Origin of the sequence: Paenibacillus sp. cl6col (genome assembly GCF_900102125.1) — a bacterium.
GTDB classification, from domain to species: domain Bacteria; phylum Bacillota; class Bacilli; order Paenibacillales; family Paenibacillaceae; genus Paenibacillus_B; species Paenibacillus_B suaedae.
Window position 1 is genome coordinate 253,018 of the sequence record NZ_FNAZ01000002.1, and the last position, 21,141, is coordinate 274,158.

The following is a 21,141-nucleotide window of genomic DNA, read 5'->3' on the forward strand; positions in this document are numbered from 1 at the left end:
AGCCATGGAAGCTGATTTGAAGCAGTCGTCGCCCAATTATTTGGATGACGCGGAAGTGAAGCGTCTGATTGCACTCAGTCAGACAGGTGACTCGCTAGCGAGAGAAACACTTGTCAATTGCAACATACGCCTTGTCTGGTCCGTCGTTCAGCGCTTTATGAATCGAGGATATGATCCAGATGATTTGTTCCAGATTGGTTGCATCGGATTGCTGAAATCTGTTGATAAATTCGATTTATCATATGACGTGAAGTTCTCGACTTACGCAGTGCCGATGATCATCGGTGAAATTCAGCGTTTTCTGCGTGATGATGGAACGCTGAAGGTGAGTCGATCACTGAAGGAGATGGCGAACAAAGTTCGCAAGACGAAGGATGAGTTGTCCAAGCGGCTCAATCGGCTTCCAACGATTAAGGAAGTTGCAGCGGAGCTTGGGGTATCACCGGAGGATGTTGTGTTCGCACAAGAAGCGAATAAACCACCGACCTCCATTCATGAGACGGTATTCGAAAATGATGGTGATCCAATTACGTTAATGGATCAAATTGCCGATGATACGCAGGACAAATGGTTTGATAAGCTTGCGCTGAATGAAGCGATAGAAGGCTTGAGTGAACGAGAGCAGCTTATTGTCTATTTGCGGTACTATCGGGATCAGACGCAATCTGAGGTTGCCAGTCGCCTCGGAATATCGCAGGTGCAAGTGTCACGACTGGAGAAGAAAATATTGCAATCCATCAAAGCCCAGATCGCTCAGTGAGCCAGAGAGGGTATGAGGAGCGAACCGCAGGGAGATGTCCTTGCGGTTTTTTTGCTGTCTATTCAACCATACTAACAATATGGAGGAAGGAGGGGGATGAACATGGCGACTTTGGATGAGTTGCCTGATTCCGGCAGTACCTGCTATATCCGGCTGCGCAAGCAATCTTCGGTCAAGCCAGATCATCCGATTCGACTTAAGGATGTAGCTGAGGTCATTGCAGACGATGCATGGTACACGAAATTAAGAGAGCTTGTGCTGAAGGAACCAAAGACAAGCGACGGTAACATGATATTGATTGACATGATGCACATTACGAGGGCAATTAAGGAACTGTGTCCGATAATGACCATAGAATGCTTCGGCCAGCCGCATACATTAGTTGAGGTTGTGACGCAGGTGAAGAAGCCAAATATCGCCCTAATTGTTCTTGTCTGGCTGCTGCTGTTCTTCGGTTCTGGCTTAGCGATCATGAACTTTCACGCCGATGTAAGCATGCTCCCTGTACATAAACGAATTGTAGAAATGCTTACGGGTCGGAAGGATGCGAATCCATTTTGGTTCCAAGCCTGCTATTCCATTGGCATCGGTCTTGGGATGGTCGTATTTTTTAATCACTTTTTCCGCAAGAAGTTCAATGAAGAGCCGACACCGCTTGAAGTTGAGATGTTCCTATATCAGGAAAACTTGAACCAGTACATGATAACCGAGGAATACAAGCGATTGCGCAAGGAGGATTTGAAGCGTGACTGAGACTTGGCTGTATGGTCTTGCACAGCTGCTGGCATCGTTCGCGGGAATCGCTGGCGGGATTACGGTTGGGGGCGCGATGGTGGCATTATTTGTCGTGCTTGACATGCTTCCACGGCTAGCACAGCTTACTCGCTCCTTCCACTGTTCGTATTGGTTTGAGTACGCCATTATTGCGGGCACGCTGTTCTTTACCGTAACAGATTTATGGAGTATCCGATTCTTCTATGCGGGATGGTTCTCTCCATTCATCGGACTGCTGGATGGGGTATTCGTGGGACTTTTGGCTGCAGCGCTGACGGAGGTATTGAATGTTTTTCCGATATTGGCGAAACGGCTTGGTATGACACATGCGCTCCCTCATCTACTGACCGCAATGGTAATTGGCAAGGTTCTTGGATCTTGGTTCGACTGTTTTAAATACCCGCATTGAAATTTCTGTGTGAATGGTGAGAATCTCGCGATGAAGGATATGCCAAAACATTGCGATTCAATAAGAAGGAGGACATTGCCCAATGACAGAGCAGCAAACAGAACAAGAATCGTCGCAAAAGGACGTACTTCCCCCTCCTCATTCGAAATCACCGAAAGAGAAGTCTGAGGATGGAGGAAATCAGCAGCATGCATCTGAGCAAGGCAGCTTGCATGACAGAAAAAAGCAGCGTGAGAAGTCCGATACGATAGAAGAGTCCATCATCTATTGGCAGGACAAGGACGAAATCTCCAAGAAGCTGGACGAGACGAAACGAACGCTGCAGCAGGTAGTCGGACTTGGGGAGTCGTTCGATATCTTGCTGCGCGAGATGGTCTTCGGTGAGCGGCGGGTGGGCCTGTTCTATGTGAATGGGTTTGCTAAGGACGAAGTGATGACGTTAATTTTGTCCCGCATGTCTTACTTGGATAAGGAAGAAATGTCGCCGAACGCGCTCAAATCCTTATTCGAACGCTATATCCCTCATGTTCAAGTGGAGCGGGAGAATAAGTTAAGCAGCGTCATTAATAAGGTGCTCGCTGGCAGCAGCGCTTTCTTTATTGATCATGAATCAAGTGCAATTATAGTGGACTGCAAAACCTTCCCTATGCGGGGTCTTGAAGAACCGTCGCTCGAGCGGGTGGTTCGGGGTGCGCGTGACGGATTCGGCGAGACACTGCTCACGAACGTTACCCTTGTCCGACGCCGCTTGCGTGATCCAGGGCTTATGTATGAAATGGTGCAGGTGGGACGGCGTACCCGTACCGATGTGTGTATTGCCTATATAGATGATATTGCTGACAAGCGTCAAGTGGAGTCGGTTCGTAATAAAATAAAAGCGGTGAATGTGGATGGTCTGCCACTGGCCGACAAGCAACTGGAGGAGGCGATTATCAATAAGGCGTGGAACCCTTATCCGCTAGTACGATACTCGGAACGTCCAGATGTTGTCGCTTCCCATTTGATGGATGGCAGCATTGTCATATTTGTCGACACTTCTCCATCTGTCATCATTTTGCCGACGACGTTTTTCGACTTATGTCAGCATGCAGAAGAGAATCGACAAACTGCATTTATGGGAACCTATTTGCGGAGTGTGCGCTTCATCGGTATTTTTGCATCGCTCTTCATTCTCCCGTTGTGGCTGCTGCTCGTTATCGAGCCGGGATTAAAGCCTGCCACCCTACAAATTATTGGACCGCAGGAGACAGGGAAGATACCGCTCATTTTCCAGTTCCTCATCGCAGAGCTCGGCGTGGATCTCATGCGAATGGCGGCTGTTCATACTCCGTCGCCGCTTGCGATAGCATTGGGCTTGCTAGCTGCGATACTCGTAGGTGACATAGCGGTCAAAACAGGAGTGTTCGTCAATGAGGTTATTTTGTACATGGCTGTAGCTGCCGTAGGGATGTTTGCGACACCGAGCTATGAGCTGGCGCTGGCCAATCGAATCGTGAGGCTTGTGCTGCTTATTTCGGTTGCGCTATTCAGAGTTCCCGGACTCGTAATTGGTACAACCGTTTGGCTGCTCTGGCTGACCCTGCATCGCTCGTACAATGCATCATACTTATGGCCGTTCATTCCGTTCAATGCCAAAGCGATGTACAATATCATCGTGCGACAGCCATTCTTGCTGATAAAGACGCGCCCTAGCTTGAATCAGACGCGAGATAATACAAAGATGCCGCCAAGAACGAAGCGATAGCTTCAACGTTTGGAAGGCAAGGTGTTTGTCCCTTGACAACCTCTATAATGCAAATGATGGACGGAAAAATCCATTCTTTCAAGATCGAATAAGCTGATATACTCGATGTAATATTTTCACCAACAATTGGAACAACATGAGGGGATAGACATAGAAGATCGAGTGGGAGTGGGGAGAAATGACGATGTACTTACACGGAACGAGCAAGATTAATGGGGATGGACATTTAGAAATTGGCGGTTGCGATGTAACCGAATTGAAGCAGCAATTTGGTACTCCGCTTTATATTTTTGACGAAGCATTAGTCAGAGAACGCTGTGGACAATACATGGAAGCATTTCGCGAGTCAGGGTTAACCTTTCAGGTTGCATATGCAAGCAAAGCATTCTGTACAGCAGCAATGTGCCGGCTAGTCGACCAAGAGGGGCTGTCGCTGGATGTTGTATCGGAAGGGGAATTGTATACAGCCTTGCAGGCTGGATTCCCGGCCCAGCGAATCCACTTCCATGGGAATAATAAGACGCCCGAGGAGATCGAAATGGCGCTTGATGCCCGCATTGGCTGCTTTGTTGTTGATAATTTCACGGAGCTGAAGCTGTTGAATGCAATTTGCCAAGAACGCAATCAGTCCGTACCTGTGCTGCTCCGCGTTACACCAGGGGTTGAGGCACATACGCATGAATACATTTCGACAGGTCAGACGGATTCGAAGTTTGGCTTTGACATCGGCAATGGCACGGCGCTTGAGGCTGTGCGTCATGCGGCGGATGCAACTCATTTGGAGCTGCTGGGCATCCACTCGCATATCGGATCTCAAATCTTCGAAACTGAAGGATTCCAAATGGCGGTTGAACGCGTTGCACAATTTGCTCGTGGGGTGAAGGAACAGCTAGGGATCGCATTCCGGGTTGTGAACTTGGGCGGCGGCTTTGGCATCCGCTATGTAGAAGGGGATACGCCTCTGCATGTTCGCGATTATGTAAAGGCCATTACAGATGCTGTAAAGCAGCATTTTGCTGACATCGGAGAATGCTTGCCTGAAATTTGGGTAGAGCCAGGCCGCAGTATTGTTGGAGAAGCGGGAACAACACTGTATACAGTTGGCTCTGTGAAGGATATTCCAGGCGTGCGCAAATATGTAGCTGTTGATGGAGGGATGACCGACAACCCTCGACCAGCGCTGTATGAGTCTCGTTATGAGGCACTGCTTGCTAACCGTGCGACTAATGAGTCCACGGAGACAGTGTCGATAGCAGGAAAATGCTGCGAAAGCGGCGATATGCTGATCTGGGATGCTGTGCTTCCTGCCGTCCAGCAGGGCGATCTGTTGGCTGTGTCTTGCACAGGTGCGTACAATTATTCGATGGCAAGCAACTATAACCGTATTCCAAGACCAGCTGTCGTATTCGTGCACAACGGGGAAGCGGATATTGTTGTACGTCGTGAGTCGCATGAAGATATCGTGCGCAATGACTGCATTCCAGCTCGTCTGCGCAAGGAGCCAGCGCTGAAATAGTACGGGATGTGACGATTGCAAGCTCCGCGGCAGCAGTTGAATTTCATATTCGAAGTTACACCAGATATGGAAACTATTACAACACCCAATCTTCTGTCTTGCCGTGGCATAACGATGAGGCAGAAATCGGGTGTTTTCTTTTTGTTATGAAATAACGTATAATCGGATGAGCAAGCGTGAGCATTGTACATATGGAAGGAGACGATACATGATGAGCAAATATGCATTGATTGAATTGGAAAAAGGCGGCACGGTGAAAATCCAGCTCCATGAGCAAGAGGCACCAGGTACCGTTGCAAACTTTGAGAAGCTGTCCAACGAAGGTTTCTATAACGGCTTGACATTCCACCGTGTTATTCCGGGCTTTGTAGCTCAAGGCGGTTGCCCGCACGGAACAGGTACAGGCGGCCCAGGCTACACAATCAAATGTGAGACAAAAGGCAACCCGCACAAGCATGAGCGTGGTGTACTTGCGATGGCGCATGCCGGCAAGGATACAGGCGGTTCCCAATTCTACATCACTTACGATGCATTCCCTCACTTGGATGGCGTGCATACGGTATTTGGCAAAATTGTAGAGGGCATGGAGCATGTAGATGCTGTTAAGCAAGGCGACAAGATGAAGCAAGTTACAATCGTGGAAGAATAGAAATAATTGAGGGAAGGCGTGTATGCAGCTTGGCTGCTGCACGTCTTTTTTATTTGAACGCAGCTGAATGTTCCATGCGGTGAAGCGACACAAGTTGCATTTTACCAGGTCAGGTGGTACACTTCTAAGTGCAACATCTTAGAAACTAATTTTATAGCAATACGAATGACAGACCTTCAGGGCAGGGTGAAATTCCCGACCGGCGGTGATGAACCTATTCTTGCGTGTGCAAGATGTTCTTAGTCCGTGACCCGGGTGGATTCGTCCACACGGTGGATCTGGTGCAACTCCAGAGCCGACAGTATAGTCTGGATGGGAGAAGGGGCGTCAGGAGAGAAGAACTCGATAATTAGTTCTTTCAAGTTCTTATTTTCACAATTTCATGAGCATTCCAGGCGAAATGGACGGCGAATACCTGCGTAAGCGCGAGGTTTTCTATTCATCTATCGTCGTATTTGACATATGCGAAATCGTTGCAGTTTGCTGAGAACATCCTTGTTGTCGGTTTTATTTGTCATATACAAATGGAAATTATGCTTATGTGCGACTATTGTGAAATTAAGTACATACCTGTAAGCTCAATCAATCATGCCCTTCGGAGGATCCGAAGGGCTTTTTTGCGTTAGCCTTGATCTGTTTGTGGAAAGGAGGATACCTAATGTCTGCTGTTATCAATGATGAACTGTACATGCAGCTCGCTGTGAACATGGCAGAGCAGGTGCTTGGACAGACCGATGTGAACCCTGCAGTTGGCTGTGTCATTGTGAACGAGGGACGAATCGTCGGTCTTGGAGCTCATTTGCGGCGTGGTGAAGGCCATGCGGAAGTCTATGCTTTACAGATGGCTGGTGAAGCGGCGAGAGGAGCGACTGCGTATGTGACCCTTGAGCCATGCAGCCACTATGGGAGAACACCGCCTTGCAGTCTGCGATTGATTGAAGCGGGAATTGCCCGTGTCGTGATCGCTTGCGTCGATCCGAATCCAGCGGTTGCAGGGAGAGGAATTGCTCTACTGAAGGATCATGGAATTGGGATAACGTTGGATGTGCTTCGGGAGAGAGGTCTCGCACTGATTGAAATGTTCGCTAAGCATATTACGACCGGCATTCCGTTCGTTACCCTCAAGACAGCAAGTACGCTGGACGGCAAGATCGCCACTTCGACTGGGGACAGCAAGTGGATCTCGAATGAGCGAAGTCGTGAACTCGTTCATTCGATGAGGCACCGTCATCAAGCGATTATGGTAGGCATAGGCACTGTGCTTGCGGATGATCCATCGCTGACAACACGTCTGTCGGTCCCTGGGGTAAACCCAGTGCGCTTGATTGTAGACTCGAAGCTTCGGATCCCTATGGACGCCAACGTCGTAACCGATCAAGCTGCACGAACCTGCATCTTCACAACTGCACGGGCAAGCGGGGAGAAGCGGCGTGAATTGGTGTCCAGAGGCGTAGAGGTTATCGAGTGCGGTGAAGGCGAGAAGGTAGACCTTCAGCAGATGATGGAATGGTGTGGCCAACATGAGATCGGATCCATACTCCTTGAAGGTGGAGGTCGATTGAATGGGGCGATGCTAGAGAAGAAGCTGGTCGACAAAGTTGCAATATTTATGGCTCCGATTGTCGTCGGCGGTCAGCATGCGCCTGGTAGTTTTGTGTTTGAAGGTGTAGAGAGGATGCAGGATGCATACCGGCTTCAGCATGTGGAGGTTGAGAAGCTCGGAGATAATATCTGCATCACAGGATATCCTTTCGGCAAGCGTGAGGTGGAGCATTTGACTCATTCCAGCATAAAGGAGGAGCATAGCAATGTTCACCGGACTGATTGAAGAAGTGGGCTCACTGCAGTCTGTGATGAAGCGGGGTGAGGCGATGGTGCTTCACATCCGAGCATCTAAGGTTCTAGATGGCATGAAGCTGGGGGACAGCATCGCTGTCAATGGTGTATGCCTGACATCAACGTCATATGATGGCACCTCCTTCATGGCGGATGTGATGCCGCAGACGTTTCGCCACACGAATTTGAAGGATTTAAGGCCGGGCGATCCGGTCAATCTAGAGCGTGCAATGGCAGCAGGCGGGCGATTCGGCGGTCATATTGTGCAAGGACATGTAGATGGTCTTGCAACGATTGTGGGACGAACAAGAGATGCGAATGCTGTCGTCATCGAATGTCGGGCGAGTCGGCCTGAGATGGCAAAATATATGATTCCACAAGGTTCTGTCACTATTGACGGCATCAGCTTAACCCTTACGCGAGCAGAGCATGGAGAATTTGCCGTATCGATTATTCCGCATACGTTGGCGCAAACCGCTCTTCAGCGCAAGCAGCCGGGTGATATCGTCAACATTGAATGTGATGTGCTTGGCAAGTATGTGGATCATTTGCTCCGGTATGGTAGATCAGGGCCGGAGAACGAGACAAAGGATTCGAATCGTTCTGGTTCTGGAGGTCTTAATGCAGCATTTTTGGCAGAGCATGGTTTTATGTAATGGTGAAAGGGGAGGAACAACATGAAGGAAGCATTTCACTTTGATTCGATAGAAGACGCAATTGCAGATTTGAAGCAGGGCAAGGTCATCATTGTGGTTGATGACGAAGATCGGGAAAATGAAGGCGACTTTATCGCGTTAGCCGACAAGGCAACACCGGAAGTTATTAACTTCATGATTACAGAAGGCCGAGGATTGGTATGTGTACCTATTACGCAGGAGCGTGCCGAGGAGCTTGAGCTTCACCCAATGGTTGCACACAACACGGACAATCACGGTACGGCATTTACCGTATCCATTGATCACGTAGATACGACTACTGGCATTTCAGCGCACGAACGCTCACTAACGATCCAGAAGATGCTGGATGCGAACGCCAAGGCAGAAGATTTCCGCCGCCCGGGTCATATCTTCCCGTTAATAGCGAAGAATGGTGGTGTGTTGCGCCGTGCAGGGCATACGGAAGCAGCGGTTGATCTCGCCCGGTTGAGCGGATCTGCACCTGCTAGTGTCATCTGCGAAGTGATTAAGGAAGATGGCACGATGGCGAGACTGCCCGACTTGATGGAACTGAAGGGGCAATGGGACTTGAAGCTCATCAGCATCAAGGATCTCATTCATTATCGTAATGAGAAGGAGAAGCTGGTTCAACGTGAGGTCGAGGTGAACATGCCTACTGACTTCGGGATATTCCGAGCTATTGCCTATACGAATGGTGTGGACAATAAGGAACATGTTGCCTTAGTGAAGGGCGACATTGATGGAACTCAGCCAGTACTTGTTCGTGTTCATTCGGAATGCTTAACCGGGGATGTATTTCATTCACATCGCTGCGACTGTGGCCCTCAATTCGCCGCTGCGCTTTCACAAATAGACAAGGAAGGCAATGGCGTCCTGCTCTATATGCGCCAGGAAGGCCGCGGGATTGGACTTATTAACAAGCTCAAAGCTTACAAGCTTCAGGAGCAAGGGCTAGACACTGTGGATGCCAACTTGGAGCTTGGATTCCCAGCGGATCTGCGGGATTACGGCATTGGAGCTCAAATCTTGAAAGATCTTGGCATTCGTCAAATTCGCCTTCTTACAAATAATCCTCGCAAAATTAAAGGGTTGGAAGGCTATGGTTTGGAGGTCGTTGAGCGCGTCCCGATTCAAATGCAGGAGAATGAAGACAACACAAAATATCTGCATACGAAGGCTGCAAAGCTCGGGCATATGCTCGTATTCGACGATATTGAACAGGATGAACAAGCACGCAGATAAGCCCTGAAGGAAATGAAGTACCGCAAGCGTGCGATAAACTTATCGATATGATTCAGTTATTTATCACAGAGGAGGACTTTACTTATGCCACATGTATTTGAAGGACACTTAGTTTCCGAAGGATTAAAATATGGAATTGTTGCTGGTCGATTCAATGAATTTATTGTCAGCAAGCTTGTTTCGGGAGCACTTGATGCGCTGAAGCGCCACGGGGTTAAAGATGAGGAGGTAGATATTGCCTGGGTTCCGGGTGCATTTGAAATTCCACTTATTGCGCAGAAAATGGCGGAGAGCGGGAAGTATGATGCGGTGATCACACTAGGCGCAGTTATTCGCGGATCCACTCCGCATTTCGATTATGTGTGCAGTGAAGCGGCTAAAGGCGTTGCGCAAGTGAACATGAAGACAGGGGTTCCGACCATATTCGGAGTGCTGACAACAGACTCCATCGAGCAGGCAATTGAACGTGCAGGAACGAAGGCAGGTAACAAGGGTTGGGAAGCTGCGTCTACTGCAATTGAAATGGCGAACTTGACGAATCAGTTAAAATAGTGCTTATTTAATGTAGTGCCCTTTTTGTAAGGGCGCTACATTTGTTTTTATTGCTCAGGAGGTTATCACGGGGTGACCGTAACGTATAAGCTGGAACAGTTTGAAGGACCGCTCGATTTGCTCCTGCATTTAATCGACCAAGCGGAAATTAATATTCAAGATATATCGATTAGTGAGATTACAGATCAATATATGGAATATTTGCACAATATGCAGGAATTAGAGCTGGAGATTACGAGCGAGTTTCTCGTTATGGCGGCAACGTTGCTGTCCATGAAATCACAGCAATTGCTTCCCAAGCCTCCGGTCATGGAATGGGACGACTATGAAGATTATGTGGATGATGAGCCTGATCCGCGGGCAGAGCTTATACGCAAGTTGATCGAATACCGAAAGTACAAGGGAATTGCGGAGCATCTCCGGGAACGCGAGACAGAACGAAGCATGATTTTTTCCAAGGAACCAGAGGACTTAACGCCATTTATGCCAACAGCTCCTGATAATCCAGTGGATGGATTACATGTCACAGACTTGATCGCAGCATTCCGCAAGGCACTTAGCAAAGCGTCGCGCAGAACGCAGGTCGCAACAATCCACCGGGATGAAATATCGGTGAAGGATCGGATTAAGAGCATTATCGACACGCTGCGTCCATTTGGCAAGGGAGGTAAGATGATGTTCTCTAACTTGCTTAGCGAGCATCTCACGCGTTCGGAAATTGTCGTTTCCTTTCTCGCGCTGCTGGAGCTGATGAAGATGAAGCAAGTTCGCTGCTACCAGGATAGCCTCTTTGAGGACATCGTGATTCAATGGAGTGGGGAGGTGGACACGGAAGATGGACTTTCAGATGCTGAAGTCGATTATTGAGGGGTTGTTGTTCATGGCCGGTGATGAAGGCTTGAACATTAAGCAAATCTCAGAAATTACAGAACAGCGCCCAGAGGTTATAGAGGAAGCGATGAACGATCTGCGCGCGGACTTCGAGCGCTCGAAACGTGGTCTGCAAATTGTTGCAATCGCAGGGATGTACGAGCTAGTTACATTGCCAGAACATGCCCCGTATTTTGAGAAGATGGCATATTCGCCATCGCGTTCTTCTCTGTCGCAAGCAGCCCTAGAGACCTTGTCTATCGTTGCCTATCGACAGCCGATTACCCGTGTTGAGATTGAAGAAATCCGCGGCGTAAAATCGGATCGTGCGATTCAGACACTGACGAACAAGGGTTTGATCGAAGAGGTTGGACGAGCAGAAGCGATTGGAAGGCCGATTTTGTATGGCACAACGAAATCATTCTTAGATTATTTCGGATTATCAACAATTAAAGAACTGCCGGATTCCTCTGCTTTTGAACAAATGGATGGGTTAGAAGAGGAAACGCAGCTCTTGTTCGAGAAGTTAGATGGACGCCAATTGACGATTGAAGACGTGAAGGAAGTTGAAGAACAATTGGAAGCAGGAGTTCAACATGAGCACGAGGAAGAGATAAGATAAGAACTTCTGCATATGAAGCTGTTGAAAATGCAAATATGAGGAGGAACTGCTTTGAACATTCATTTCCACGGTCATTCCTGCATTCAGCTTGTTACCGAACAGCATAGTATTATCATTGATCCTTTCTTGACTGGCAACCCTGCAGCAGTCACACGCTCAGAAGAGATTCATGCGGACTATGTGCTGCTCACACATGGACATGGCGATCATATTGGTGATGCGGTATCCATCTCCAAGCGCTGCAATGCGCCTATTATTGGCATGGTAGAGCTTACGAACTACATGGAATCGCAAGGTGCGCAAGCTATAGGCATGAACCTAGGTGGACCAGCTCCATACGAATTTGGAACGGTTGCGCTAGTGCCTGCCCTGCATAGTTCCTCCGTTACAGTCAATGGTCAGGATATTTATATGGGTAACCCTGCAGGGATTGTCCTGCAAACAGAAGGGCTAACGATTTATCATGCCGGAGACACTGCATTGTACAGCGATATGAAGCTCATTGGCGATCGCTACAAGCCAGATATCGCCTTCTTGCCAATTGGCAGCTTCTTCACGATGGACCCGGAAGATGCATTGCTAGCTGCGCAGTGGGTACAGGCTAAAGTTGTCATCCCCGTGCACTACAATACATTTCCTCCTATTCAACAGGATGGGGCAGCATTTGTGGCGAAGCTTCAGGAGCTTGGGATTCAAGGACTTGAACTTTTGCCTGGTCAATCTATTGATCGTTCCAAGCTGATGCTGTAAAGAGGCGCTTGTCCCTAACATTCAAAGAAACTTGCTTTAACGAGGAGCATCAATATGTTCTAATGCTTGCCCGTCAGCTTCGTATGCGATAATACGAGCTGCCGGGTTTTTTGTTTGGTAAGGCCACTCGGAATTATGCTCCTCGTGCATGCTAGTTTGGATAAAAGGCCATAATACGGATAGTTTAGGAAATGGAGGCGCATGACATGATAGGATGGGCGATTGCTGGAGGGATAGTAGTTGTCTTGCTTGCCCTCATTGTCTTTTCGTCCATTGAGTGCAAAATAATCATTCACAAATCAGGAAAACATGAGCGAGTTGTTCTTTTGATTCGGGCATGCTATGGACTGCTTCGTTGGAAATATGAATGGCGATCCATTCGATTTATTAACATGGAAACAGGGGTTCACCTGCATGTAAAAGCTAAGGATAATGTCGGAACAGGTCATGCAAGTCGAGATGAAACTCAGGTCGATAAAAAATTGATAGAGAGATATAAGCACAACGTGCGGCGACTTCTACGTCATACGCGTTGCATCATTCTGTGGCTCAAAGAAACTCTCCAACGCGTACAGTGCAGCATGTTTACTTGGGATACGGAGATTGGACTGCTTAATCCAGCAACAGCTTGTCTATTGACAGGGGCATCATGGTCAGTGAAGAGCATGCTGGTAGGAGCATTGTCTCACCATATTCGATTTCGAAGACATCCTCAGATGGAAGTGAATCCGCAATTTCACACCCCTTTTTTTTCCACTAGGATCGTTTGTATAACCAAAATTCGCATCGTGCACGCTATAACTGCTGTAATCAAGTTGATTATTCGCATCGTTCGCGCAGAAGGAGGAATACGAACATGGCGGAACATCCTATCGAGGGCTTAATGCATGCAGCCTTTAACAATATTAAGGCTATGGTAGATGTAAATGCAATCGTGGGCGATCCTGTCCAAACACCTGACGGCAGTGTCATTTTGCCGATAAGCCGTGTTGCATTTGGCTTTGCGGCAGGAGGCAGCGACTTCCGGTTGGATGAGAGACACGACAGGCACGACAGACATGACAGACCAGCCTCAGAACGTGGTGAGGCGCGTACTGTTCCTGCAGCCTATGCCTATGGTTCGAAGCCATTTGGAGGAGGTAGCGGCGGTGGCGTCTACATAACACCGATTGCCTTTCTCGTCGTTGGCAGACGGGGCATTGATGTCGTGTCGCTCGACAATCAGACGCATTTGCTGGAGAAAATTATTGATGCCGCACCTAATGTGCTGGATCAAATCAGTTCGATGTTCAAGAAGCAGGAATCAACGACGGCCGAGGATATTATTATATCGGATCGGTAGGAATATGGCGTCAGGCTTGATTGTTGCTGCCGTTATTGCCGGTAAAATGGCGATGCAGTCAACGGGAGCTTGACGCTATTTTTCATTAGAGCAACTCCTGCTTGCTTAAGTAATCGTAAGTGATGGACATACTCGGTCTCGAACAAGCATACATATGGAACAACTTGACCGGTATACAGATTAAGGAGGAACGTATGAGCAAGCATCCATACGTAGGACAAGTTGGAAAGATGATTGCGTTGTGCGCACTGTTGGGTTCGGTTCTGGCATATGATTTGTATGGACGTGCCGCGTCAGCTGATCCATCCGTGGACACAAGTCGCACACAGCGTGAGGCTGTACAGGAATGGTCTATCCCGCTGCAGGTTGAGCCATCGAATGGAACTGCTTCGGCTCGAATCGCGCCTCCATCTACTGCAGCAAGAGCAGCAGCCTTAATAGATGTAGCATCTGGAAGAATGCTGTACAGCCATAACGGGAAGCAGGAGCTTCCAATGGCGAGTACGACGAAAGTGATGACCGCGATTGTGGCAATTGAGCATGGCCGGCTGGAGGATAAAGTAAAGGCGACTTCTCGTGCTGTAGGGAAGGAAGGCTCCTCCATTTACTTGAGACTTGGAGAAGAGATGAGTCTCAACCATTTGTTGTATGGCCTTATGCTTCGTTCAGGAAACGATGCTGCGGTGGCGATTGCTGAGCACGTTGGAGGCTCGGAAGAAGGCTTCGTCCACTTAATGAATGAGAAGGCGAAGCTGCTCGGGTTGGAGCATACCCAGTTCCGCAATCCTCATGGTTTGGATGAGAAGGGTCACTATACGACTGCAGAAGATCTAGCTCGTATATCAGCATATGCACTGCATAATGCAACCTTCCGTGAAATCGTGCGCACCCGTACGAAGAAGGCGCCTAATACAATCGACAATTGGGATTATGTGTGGGGCAATAAGAATAAAATGCTTCACTTGTATGAAGGAGCAGATGGTGTGAAGACAGGTTACACGAAAGGTGCATTGCGGTGTCTAGTCAGTTCTGCCACACGGAATGGCCAGCAGCTTGTTGCTGTAACACTGAATGACTCCAGAGATTGGGAAGACCATAGAAGGATGCTCGATTACGGCTTTCAAGCGTTTCCGCAAGCGAAGATTGTAGAGGAAGGCCAACATATTGAGGGTCAGCCATTCGAAGCTTCTAGATCGCTGACGTATCCGCTTGGATATGGGGAGCAATCGAAATTGTCTGCCAAGCTCTTCGTACCGGCTAGCGGTAGTCTCGATGCAAGGTTAGGTCATCAGGGACGCTTGACGATGTATGTGGACAAGGAACCGATAGCCAGTGTAGATGTTCGAAGAATTTCTCCAGACGAATCTGCGCCAACTCGAGGTGGTTCAGCCAAACACACTTCTGCAGTTCCAAGTGAAAGAAAGAGCGGCAACGTACTCAGTGAATGGATGATGGTACTAAAACGTGTAACAGGCAGACTATTTGGCGCAGCTTGATCGCCCATGGGAAGGGAGACGGTTGTCATTGTAAATGCGATATGGATGTTCATGCTGTTTGTGGGATTCATCGCTGCTGCCGCTCAGGGAAAGATTGACGTAGTGACGGAAGCCGTGTTCGAGGGAGCGAAGACAGGAGTATCTGTAAGCTTTGGACTCATCAGTGTGATGGTGTTCTGGCTAGGGATCATGCGGATTGCAGAGGATGCAGGGTTGCTGAAGCGGCTTGCCAAGGCTCTTGGTCCAGTCGTTAGGTATTTGTTTCCCGATGTACCTCGCAACCATCCTGCTCTCGGCTTCATTATGTCGAATATGAGCGCGAATTTGCTTGGGCTAGGCAATGCAGCTACACCGATGGGGATAAGAGCTATGCAGGAGCTCCAGAAATTAAATCCGAATAAAGATACGGCTACGCCTGCCATGTGCACGCTGCTTGCAATCAATACGTCAAGTATAACCCTAATCCCAACAACATTGATTGCGATAAGGATGAATTTCAACTCTGCTAATCCTGCCGAGATTGTAGGTACTACGCTGCTTGCGACCATTGTAGCAACATTTGCAGCGATCTTCGCGGATCGATGGTACCGAAGAAAGGATGCGAAGCGTCCGCCCCCGCAACAATTAAAGTCTGACAAAGGGCGGTATACGGAATCTCAGGGAGCGGGATATCATACACCAGCTAGTTGAACAATGATTTGATGATTATGGCATCATGACCTTACTTCCAGCCTCGAAATGAAGTAGAAAGGATGGTCCGGTTATGTATGCATTTGTTTCCTCTATATCCGCATGGGCCATACCGGCCATTATCGTTTTTATTCCGCTGTTTGCCTATTTTCGGCGTGTGCCCGTATATGAGACCTTCGTTGAAGGGGCGAAGGATGGATTCCAAACTTCAATCAACATCATTCCAACCTTAGTAGGCATGATGGTTGCGATCAGTGTATTCCGTGCATCTGGTGCGATGGATTGGATGGTGGGGCTGCTGCGTCCGATACTCGATTGGATTGGCATTCCTGGTGAGGTGATGCCGCTTGCTTTCTTGCGGCCCATTACAGGAGCTGGCTCTCTTGCCTTTACTACCGATCTGATTAAGATGTACGGGCCTGATTCCATGATTGGAAGAATTGCTTCAACGATACAGGGGAGCACTGATACAACGATCTATGTGTTGACCGTATATTTCGGCGCTGTTGGGATTAAGAAAGGCCGGTATGCACTAAAAGTTGGCCTATTCTCTGATTTGGTCGGATTTATTGCAGCAATTGTCGTCTGTTTCCTTGTATTTGGTTTCATTACAGGGTAATATCATAATAGCTTGAATAATGTAAGTTAATGACAAGCTCGCGCCCTCTTGGCAGCGGGCTTTTCTCTTCAATGAGGATACTAATAGTTTGAGGTGACAGACATTCATGGAAGAACGTTTACAGAAGATTTTGGCGAACGCGGGCGTCGCATCGCGTCGAAAGTGTGAAGAGCTTATTAAGGCAGGTAAGGTAGAAGTTAACGGAGAAGTCGTAACAACTCTAGGCGTAAAGGCAGATCCGTCAAGCGATGTGATTACTGTTAGTGGGAGAACGATATCGGTTAAGTCCGACAAAATAGTATTAGCCTTCCATAAGCCAAAAGGCGTTATTACAAGTACATCAGATCCAGAAGGCCGCAAGACAGTCATGGATTTCATGAAGGGTGTAAAGGCACGAGTATATCCGGTAGGACGCCTCGATTATGAAACAGAGGGGCTGCTGCTGTTTACAAATGATGGTGAGTTAGCCAATATGCTCATGCATCCGCGCCATCATGTGGAGAAGACCTATCATGCAACCGTGAAAGGCGTACCTCATGGGGATAAGCTGGAGCAACTGAGAAAAGGGGTTAAACTTGAGGATGGTATGACTCAGCCAGCTGCGGTGGAATACCATGATGTTGACTTGGAGAGCAATACGGCAACCATCAGTATAACGATCCATGAGGGTCGCAATCGTCAAGTTCGCCGCATGTTCGAGGTGATTGGCCATCCTGTCACCAAGCTGAAGCGTGTGAAGTTCGGCAATATTACGCTGCAAGGAATTGCCCGTGGCAAACACCGTGTGCTGACGAAGTCGGAAGTCAACGAACTCCGTATGGAGATGAAATCCAACCGTACCATGCATACGTAAATCGGATAGAGCAGTAAATCGCTTTTATTGCACCCCGCCCAGTATATGGTGACACATAATTTTCATATTGAGGAAGATATGTCCGCTAATCTATGAATTATAATAGTCGTGGATGGTGTAATGCAATTGTTGCAATTATGTCGTCTGAATGTGAAATATGTCATAGAAAGCAAGTGTTCAATCTATATCAATTGAACCACATCAAGAAGGGGCGATGATATTGGGCAAGAGAAACAAGACAGTCCAGATTCTCATACTAGCTGTCATTGCGATACTTGGCGGGATTGCAATTAGCAATGCGTACAGTAAGCCTACATACCCTGAGGTTGGCAGCCGCATACCAGATGTGTCGCTTCATACGCTGAAGGGCGATACTGTGCAGCTGAGTGATTACAAGGGAAAGTCCCTGGTGCTTAATTTCTGGGGCTCCTGGTGCGAACCGTGTGAGCGGGAGATGCCCACCTTGCAGAAGGCAGCAGATGATTGGAAGGATCGCAACGTGGAAGTCGTCGGCATCAACTATGGAGAAGATGCGATCGTTGTGGACAATTATATGAAAGCGGTAAATGTTCATTTCACGATGCTGCTCGATTCAAATAAGAGTGTAACCAAAGCCTTCGGTGTCCGTCCATTGCCGACCACATTCTTCATCAAGCCTGATGGCAAAGTCCATGCTATTCATACTGGGGAAGTCACTACAAGCCAGCTAGAGTCCTATTTGGAACAAATGGCGAAAGAATAGGGCTTGAAGGGAAGGAGGACTAGGCTGTGCGGTTTGAGAATACGAAGTGCGAATGCGGCCATCAGAATGCAGTAGGAACTGTATTGTGCGAGGCCTGCGGCAAGCCGCTATTTGAAGGGGATGAGGTGGATTCCGTACTGGAAATGCGTTATGACGGGGTTGCGCGTAAGTCACAGAAGGCAAGTCCGTCATGGATTGATCGCATTTGGAATTTCTACTCCTCAGTAAAAGTGGCGGTTATTCTTATCGTCATTACATTAATTGGTGCGTCACTCGGCACCATCTACCCACAGGAAAGCTCATTTCTCAGCATAGACCCGACACAATATTATAAGAGCACGTACGGTACATTGGGACAAATCTATTATATGCTTGGCTTGTCTCATACATACGAATCCTGGTGGTTCATTACATTGCTTGTCATGATCGGCGCCTCACTGGTCATTTGCAGCATTGATCGTGTACTTCCGTTATATCGTGCATTACATCGGCAGAAGATACGTAAGCATGTCCAGTTTATTTCGAGACAGCGGATTGTCTATGAAGGATCAATAAACCAAGATGCTGAAGCTTGGCTGGATAACATGTCGAACGTACTCAAGAAGAAAGGCTACCGAGTTATTAAGGATAATGAGGCGCTATTAGCTGAGAAGAACCGGTTCAGCCGCTGGGGGCCGTACATCAACCATATCGGACTTATTCTCTTCTTGCTTGCTATACTTGCACGCAGCATCCCAGGCTGGCATTACGATTATTATGACGGCTTTCCGCAAGGAGAAGCCCGTGAAATACCTGGAACTCCCTATTATTTGCAGAATGATAAATTTACAGTTGAATATTACGGCAAGGAAGATATGCCTGAGCAGTTCGTGAAGGAAGGGCGTGTCATACCGAAGCTGTTCGAGACGAAGGCGACACTGTTCAAGTGTGTGGACAAGTGTGGTGATGCGCGTGTGAAGCCTGTGCTTGAACAGGTAGCTCAGCACAATATTCAGTTGAATTCACCGCTTGAATATGAAGGGCTCATGGTCTATCAGAGCGACTTTGAATCGCGTCTCGTTGCGGTAAGCCCTGTACTTAGCAATGTGGACACAGGAGAGGTATACGGCAAGTTTGAACTTCGGGTGCAGAATACGGCTACGGAGTTTCAAGCAGGTTCATATTCACTGAAACTGACAGGGAAATACTTGGATTTTGCAATTGGCAAAAACGGAGAACTGACAACAAAATCGCAAAACCCGAACGCACCTGCATTCAGCTTCTTGATTAAGGGGCCGAATCTCCCAAGTGAAGGCTTGCCTTACTTGTATTTCGCGCTGCCTAAGGACAAAGATCAATTTCATCAGGATGACATTAATGCCAAGCTGAGAGAGAGTTTAGGGTCTGGCTCGATGCCCAATCTTCGCATCGGATTAGAATCCATGAAAGATATCATCTATACGAATTCAATCAGTTATATGACCGTGCGTAAGGAGACGGCGCTGCCGCTCATCTGGATTGGGGCTGGTATCAGTATGATCGGTCTAGTTATGGGCTTCTATTGGCAGCATCGCCGCATATGGCTTCGAATCGACGGCAATCGCTTACTGCTCGGTGCCCATACGAATAAGAACTGGTATGGAATTCGGAATGAGGTGGCGAGTGCACTCGGAGCTGTTCACGTAGAAGTAGATGCCAAATCGATCGATCGTGGGGGGAATAAGGCGTGACTTTGCAATGGAGTCAGGACGCATATATTATCGCGTTTTTCTTGTTTTGTCTTTCCTTTATTTTGTACGTCGTGACTGTTGCTGGCCGGAAGATGAAAACTCGCGATCCCGTTCGCTTCGAACGCAGATGGGGAGCAATTTCATTTGGTGTAACGATACTTGGATTTATTAGCCAGATCGTTTATTTCGGATTGCGCTGGGCATACGCTGGGCATATCCCTGTCAGCAATATGTATGAGTTCATGTCATTTTTGTCGATGATGATTATCGGTGCATTTATCGTTGTATACCTTATTTACCGAAGTACTGTATTAGGGCTCCTTGCTGTACCGCTCGCCTTCTTGATGATGGCGTATGCATCGGTCTTTCCAAGCGAGGTACAGCCGCTTATTCCACAACTGAACTCGGTATGGCTGAAGCTTCATGTGACGATGTCGGCACTTAGCTATGCTTTCTTTGCGGTAGCCTTCGTTGCAGGACTGCTCTACTTATTGCGTACCGTCCGTTGGGATGCTGGAAGTTCGCGCAAGCCACAGCGCTGGCTTGAGTTCACAATGGGATGCATCGTTGTATTCATCGGCTTTATCGTGGTCGTATACAGTTTTCGTGCTGCAAGCTATGAGGTGGTTATAGGACAGAAAGTTGAAACGGTCAAGACCGGAGGGGAGATCGAGACAGGCTTGGAGATGGTCACCTATACAATGCCGCCGCTTGTGGCTCCGCATTTAAGTGATGAAGCTACCCTGCAATCACTACCCTCTTTCCTTGGCATGAAGCTGCCGTTAATGGAAGCACCGGGCTGGATGAAGGGAGTTCAAGCGGGCCGGAAGCTGAATACGGTAGTATGGTCGGTCATCGCGGGACTGATCTTGTACGGATTAATTCGCTTGCTGCTGCGCAAGCCAATCGCGAAGGCCCTTCAACCCTTATTCCATGGGATTGATCCAGACACTGTGGATGAGATTAGCTATCGCTCAATTGCGATAGGATTCCCGATCTTTACGTTAGGCGCACTTATCTTTGCAATGATCTGGGCTCAGGTTGCATGGTCAAGATTTTGGGGCTGGGATCCGAAGGAAGTATGGGCGCTTGTGACTTGGCTTGCATACAGCGCTTACCTGCACTTGCGTCTAGCACGCAGCTGGCAGGGAACTAAGTCTTCTTGGATGTCGGTAATTGGATTTATCATCGTCATGTTCACACTTGTTGGGGTGAACTTGGTGATATCAGGCCTGCATTCCTACTCAGGGGTATAAAAATAAAGGTTAACAAATGGAAAAAAGATGAAA

The 21,141-nt window shown here is 48.1% G+C and carries 22 protein-coding genes and 1 riboswitch; all 22 genes read left to right on the plus strand.

The window, feature by feature from the left end:
• The first annotated feature begins 4 nt into the window (after nt 1–4).
• The 22 genes from sigF (at nt 5) to ccsA (ending at nt 21,108) form a co-directional block, all read left to right on the plus strand.
• Entirely contained in the window at nt 5–760 is a 756-nt protein-coding gene (sigF, locus tag BLS15_RS05265) for an RNA polymerase sporulation sigma factor SigF (RefSeq protein WP_021252940.1), read from the plus strand.
• A 102-nt stretch (nt 761–862) separates the two neighbouring features.
• The gene (locus tag BLS15_RS05270; RefSeq protein ID WP_021252939.1) at nt 863–1,513 is read left to right on the plus strand and encodes a stage V sporulation protein AA; all 651 of its coding nucleotides are present in this window, start codon (nt 863–865) and stop codon (nt 1,511–1,513) included.
• Nucleotides 1,506–1,943, plus strand: coding sequence for a stage V sporulation protein AB (locus BLS15_RS05275; RefSeq protein ID WP_021252938.1), 438 nt, complete (start codon nt 1,506–1,508; stop codon nt 1,941–1,943). Before BLS15_RS05270 ends, BLS15_RS05275 begins: the two co-directional genes overlap by 8 nt.
• A gap of 82 nt (nt 1,944–2,025) precedes the next feature.
• Nucleotides 2,026–3,687 carry a spore germination protein gene (locus BLS15_RS05280; RefSeq protein ID WP_021252937.1) on the plus strand — a complete coding sequence of 554 codons (1,662 nt, stop codon included), beginning with the start codon at nt 2,026–2,028 and terminating at the stop codon, nt 3,685–3,687.
• A 184-nt stretch (nt 3,688–3,871) separates the two neighbouring features.
• Nucleotides 3,872–5,203 carry a diaminopimelate decarboxylase gene (gene lysA / locus BLS15_RS05285; protein WP_028533115.1) on the plus strand — a complete coding sequence of 444 codons (1,332 nt, stop codon included), beginning with the start codon at nt 3,872–3,874 and terminating at the stop codon, nt 5,201–5,203.
• Nucleotides 5,204–5,414: 211 nt separating this feature from the next.
• Nucleotides 5,415–5,852 (plus strand): peptidylprolyl isomerase, encoded by a 438-nt coding sequence (locus BLS15_RS05290; protein WP_021252935.1) that lies wholly within the window; start codon nt 5,415–5,417, stop codon nt 5,850–5,852.
• A gap of 168 nt (nt 5,853–6,020) precedes the next feature.
• Nucleotides 6,021–6,180, plus strand: a riboswitch (FMN riboswitch).
• Nucleotides 6,181–6,510: 330 nt separating this feature from the next.
• Nucleotides 6,511–7,680, plus strand: coding sequence for a bifunctional diaminohydroxyphosphoribosylaminopyrimidine deaminase/5-amino-6-(5-phosphoribosylamino)uracil reductase RibD (gene ribD, locus BLS15_RS05295; protein ID WP_021252934.1), 1,170 nt, complete (start codon nt 6,511–6,513; stop codon nt 7,678–7,680).
• Nucleotides 7,661–8,344 carry a riboflavin synthase gene (gene ribE, locus BLS15_RS05300; protein ID WP_021252933.1) on the plus strand — a complete coding sequence of 228 codons (684 nt, stop codon included), beginning with the start codon at nt 7,661–7,663 and terminating at the stop codon, nt 8,342–8,344. The genes ribD and ribE (BLS15_RS05300) overlap by 20 nt, the downstream gene beginning before the upstream one ends.
• Before the next feature lie 21 nt (nt 8,345–8,365).
• Entirely contained in the window at nt 8,366–9,607 is a 1,242-nt protein-coding gene (locus BLS15_RS05305; RefSeq protein ID WP_021252932.1) for a bifunctional 3,4-dihydroxy-2-butanone-4-phosphate synthase/GTP cyclohydrolase II, read from the plus strand.
• Between the two features lie 84 nt (nt 9,608–9,691).
• Nucleotides 9,692–10,159, plus strand: coding sequence for a 6,7-dimethyl-8-ribityllumazine synthase (ribE, locus tag BLS15_RS05310; RefSeq protein WP_021252931.1), 468 nt, complete (start codon nt 9,692–9,694; stop codon nt 10,157–10,159).
• Nucleotides 10,160–10,231: 72 nt separating this feature from the next.
• The gene (locus BLS15_RS05315; RefSeq protein ID WP_028533111.1) at nt 10,232–11,026 is read left to right on the plus strand and encodes a segregation and condensation protein A; all 795 of its coding nucleotides are present in this window, start codon (nt 10,232–10,234) and stop codon (nt 11,024–11,026) included.
• Nucleotides 10,995–11,651: an SMC-Scp complex subunit ScpB gene (scpB, locus tag BLS15_RS05320; protein WP_021252929.1), complete on the plus strand. Its 657-nt coding sequence runs from the start codon at nt 10,995–10,997 to the stop codon at nt 11,649–11,651. Before BLS15_RS05315 ends, scpB begins: the two co-directional genes overlap by 32 nt.
• A 51-nt stretch (nt 11,652–11,702) precedes the next feature.
• Entirely contained in the window at nt 11,703–12,401 is a 699-nt protein-coding gene (locus BLS15_RS05325) for a metal-dependent hydrolase (RefSeq protein WP_021252928.1), read from the plus strand.
• A 206-nt stretch (nt 12,402–12,607) separates the two neighbouring features.
• Nucleotides 12,608–13,285 (plus strand): DUF2953 domain-containing protein, encoded by a 678-nt coding sequence (locus BLS15_RS05330; protein WP_021252927.1) that lies wholly within the window; start codon nt 12,608–12,610, stop codon nt 13,283–13,285.
• Complete coding sequence (gene ytfJ, locus BLS15_RS05335; RefSeq protein WP_021252926.1) at nt 13,258–13,743, plus strand: GerW family sporulation protein; 486 nt, start codon at nt 13,258–13,260, stop codon at nt 13,741–13,743. Before BLS15_RS05330 ends, ytfJ begins: the two co-directional genes overlap by 28 nt.
• Nucleotides 13,744–13,937: 194 nt before the next feature.
• Nucleotides 13,938–15,239 (plus strand): D-alanyl-D-alanine carboxypeptidase family protein, encoded by a 1,302-nt coding sequence (locus BLS15_RS05340; protein WP_021252925.1) that lies wholly within the window; start codon nt 13,938–13,940, stop codon nt 15,237–15,239.
• A gap of 27 nt (nt 15,240–15,266) precedes the next feature.
• Nucleotides 15,267–15,929 (plus strand): nucleoside recognition domain-containing protein, encoded by a 663-nt coding sequence (locus BLS15_RS05345; RefSeq protein ID WP_036590561.1) that lies wholly within the window; start codon nt 15,267–15,269, stop codon nt 15,927–15,929.
• 73 nt (nt 15,930–16,002) lie between these two features.
• Nucleotides 16,003–16,548: a spore maturation protein gene (locus tag BLS15_RS05350; RefSeq protein ID WP_021252923.1), complete on the plus strand. Its 546-nt coding sequence runs from the start codon at nt 16,003–16,005 to the stop codon at nt 16,546–16,548.
• A 106-nt stretch (nt 16,549–16,654) separates the two neighbouring features.
• Nucleotides 16,655–17,401 (plus strand): pseudouridine synthase, encoded by a 747-nt coding sequence (locus BLS15_RS05355; RefSeq protein ID WP_021252922.1) that lies wholly within the window; start codon nt 16,655–16,657, stop codon nt 17,399–17,401.
• Between the two features lie 214 nt (nt 17,402–17,615).
• Entirely contained in the window at nt 17,616–18,143 is a 528-nt protein-coding gene (locus tag BLS15_RS05360; RefSeq protein WP_227774399.1) for a redoxin domain-containing protein, read from the plus strand.
• A 26-nt stretch (nt 18,144–18,169) separates the two neighbouring features.
• Nucleotides 18,170–19,852 (plus strand): cytochrome c biogenesis protein ResB, encoded by a 1,683-nt coding sequence (locus BLS15_RS05365; RefSeq protein ID WP_021252920.1) that lies wholly within the window; start codon nt 18,170–18,172, stop codon nt 19,850–19,852.
• Nucleotides 19,849–21,108 (plus strand): cytochrome c biogenesis protein CcsA, encoded by a 1,260-nt coding sequence (gene ccsA, locus BLS15_RS05370; protein WP_021252919.1) that lies wholly within the window; start codon nt 19,849–19,851, stop codon nt 21,106–21,108. Before BLS15_RS05365 ends, ccsA begins: the two co-directional genes overlap by 4 nt.
• Nucleotides 21,109–21,141 lie beyond the last annotated feature (33 nt).